This window comes from Mesorhizobium sp. M4A.F.Ca.ET.090.04.2.1, assembly GCF_003999085.1.
Taxonomy (GTDB): Bacteria; Pseudomonadota; Alphaproteobacteria; order Rhizobiales; family Rhizobiaceae; genus Mesorhizobium.
Map to the genome: position 1 here is coordinate 1 of NZ_RZOT01000677.1, position 2780 is coordinate 2780.

Genomic DNA, 2780 nt, shown 5'->3' on the forward strand with positions numbered 1-2780 from the left:
CTGGTAGCCCATGTCGGCCTCCAGCAGCACCGGCCCGTCGGCGACGGCGCCCTTCTCGACGCTCTCGCCGTAGATGCGCCTCAGCCGCATCTTCACCCCGCCCGCCATCGAGAAGCTGCGCTCGAGCAGCAGAAGATCGCCATCGGGCAGGAAGGCGCCGTCGGTGATGTCGAAATCGCCATTGCGCTTGACGGTGAAGACGCCCTTGTTCGGGCCCTCGATGATCGCCGCGAAGATGTTGCCGGCCTTGTCCAGGCTCTTTTCCGACACCACGACCAGCCCGCCTTCGTGCTGGCCGTAGGGATTGGCATGGGTGACGGTCTCGAAGCCGCGGTTCTGGCGCAGCTCCCGGGCCGGCACGAGATAGTCGAGCTCCTTGAACGGCGCCTTCATCTTGTCGGGATCGATCCTGAACTGGGCGACGCGCTGGTTTCGCTCGAAACCGACCGTGGCGATGCCGTCCTTGACCGCGAGGCCCTCGGCGTCGACCTCCCATTTCTTTTCGATCGGCCGTCCCGACCGGTCGACCATCTGCTGCATGCGGAAATTCTGGATGCCCGACGGCCGCTTGTCGGCATCGTGTGCGACCGTGCCGAAAAACCAGAAGCCGGTGTCGGCGACGCCGATGAAGTCGCCGCCGGGCTTGAGGAAGCGGAAGGCCGAGAGCGCGCCGAAATCGCGCGACGGCGAGGTCATCTCCAGACCGCCGACGAATTCCAGCGGCCCGAACTGCTTGTCGTCATGGCCAATGCGGAACTGGCCTATCGGCCGCGCCGAGATCTCGACCGGCTCGATGGAAGCCAGACCGGCGGCGACGGCCGGCGACAGCATGCCGGCCAGCGCGCAGGCAGCCAGAACCGTTCGCCGCAAGCCCCGCACCATGAGCTTCATCCGGCGCGCCGCAAGCCGCCGCGCCGCATCTCGCGCGCGCTTTCCTCGCCGAACAGCGAGGCGAGCTGCTCGGTCATGGCGCCGGCCAGTTCCTCGGCATCGACGATGGTGACGGCACGGCGATAGTAGCGGGTGACGTCATGGCCGATGCCGATGGCCAATAGCTCGACCGGCGAGCGCGTCTCGATCAGCTCGATGACCGCGCGCAGGTGCCTCTCCAGGTAGTTGCCGGGATTGACCGAGAGCGTGGAATCGTCGACCGGCGCGCCGTCGGAGATCATCATCAGGATCTTGCGCTGTTCCGGCCGCCCGATCAGCCGGTTATGCGCCCAAAGCAGCGCCTCGCCGTCGATGTTTTCCTTGAGCAGGCCCTCGCGCATCATCAGGCCGAGATTGCGCCGCGCCCGCCGCCATGGGTGGTCGGCGGATTTGTAGATGATGTGGCGCAGATCATTGAGCCGGCCGGGGTTCGGCGGCTTGCCGTCCTTCAGCCATTTCTCGCGCGCCTGCCCGCCCTTCCAGGCGCGGGTGGTGAAGCCGAGGATCTCGACCGAGACGCCGCAGCGCTCCAGCGTGCGCGCCAGGATGTCGGCGCAGGTGGCGGCGACGGTGATCGGCCGGCCGCGCATCGAGCCCGAATTATCGAGCACCAGCGACACCACCGTGTCGCGGAATTTCGTGTCGCGCTCCTGCTTGAAGGACAGCGGCTGCATCGGATCGATGACGACGCGCACCAGTCGCGACGGATCGAGATAGCCTTCCTCGAGGTCGAAATCCCACGAGCGGTTCTGCTGGGCCATCAGCCGGCGTTGCAGCCGGTTGGCCAATCTGCCGACGACGCCGGAAAGATTGGCGAGCTGCTTGTCGAGGAAGGCGCGCAGCCGGTCGAGCTCCTCTTCCTCGCACAATTCCTCGGCGCCGACCGTCTCGTCGAAAGCCGTGGTGAAGACCTTGTAGTCGATCTCCTTCGGCAAATTGGTGAAGGGATTGTCGTTACGCCGCGCCTCGCCGGGCGTCTCGGCGTCGGAATCGTCCTCGTCGGAGAGGTCGTCGGCGGTGGCGTCGGACGCTTCCGTCTCGGCCGACTGCTCGTCGTCGTCGGACGCCTCGGCGTCGTCGGACTGCGACTGCTCCGAGCCGGAATCGTCCTCGCCGCCCTCCTCGCTCTGCTCCTCGCCCTGCGGCTCGTTGTCGTCACTGTCCTCGGTGTCTTCGCTCTCCTGGTCGTCGCCGAGCTCCTCGGCCATCTCCATGGAGACCAGCATGTCGCGCACGATGCGGGCAAAAGCCTGCTGGTCGTCGAGTTTGGCCGACAGGCCGTCGAGATCGGCGCTGGCCTTCTCCTCGACCCAAGGGCGCCACAGATCGACCAGGCGCTCGCCGCTCCTGGGCACGGCGCGGCCGGTGAGCTTCTCGCGCACCATCAGCGCCACCGCCTCCTCGAGCGGCGCGTCGGCCTTGTCCTTGACGTCGACGAGATTGGCCTTGGCGTATTGGTCCTCCAGCATCGAGCCGATATTGTCGGCGACGCCCTGCATGGCGCGGCTGCCGATCGCCTCGACACGGGCCTGCTCGACCGCGTCGTAGATCGAGCGCGCCAGCTTGCCCTCCGGCGCCAGCTTGTTGTGGATGCGCTGATCGTGGCAGGCGCGCTTCAGCGCCATGGAATCGCCGAGCCCGCGGGTGATGGCGATATCGGCCTTCGAGGCCTTCTTCGGCAGCTCGGGCAGCCGGGCGCGGCTGCCGGCGAGCGCCGGCCGGTCCTTGGCGAAACCGACCTCGAGATCCTTGTCGCCGGCAATGGCGCGCATGCAAACGGTCACCGAGCGCTTGAAGCTGTCGGCCTCAGACCCGTTCTTCGGCTTGTTGCGCGTGTTGTCGCCCGGACC

2 protein-coding genes are annotated in these 2780 nt (G+C 67.1%); both read right to left on the reverse strand.

The window, feature by feature from the left end; genetic code table 11:
- Positions 1-891 (reverse strand): esterase-like activity of phytase family protein (locus tag EN781_RS30235; protein WP_127400624.1); only part of this gene is annotated, 891 nt, incomplete at its 3' end.
- The coding region (gene cobT, locus EN781_RS30240) for a cobaltochelatase subunit CobT (RefSeq protein ID WP_245492688.1) at positions 888-2780 on the reverse strand (1893 nt) is incomplete at its 5' end. The genes EN781_RS30235 and cobT, both read right to left, overlap by 4 nt.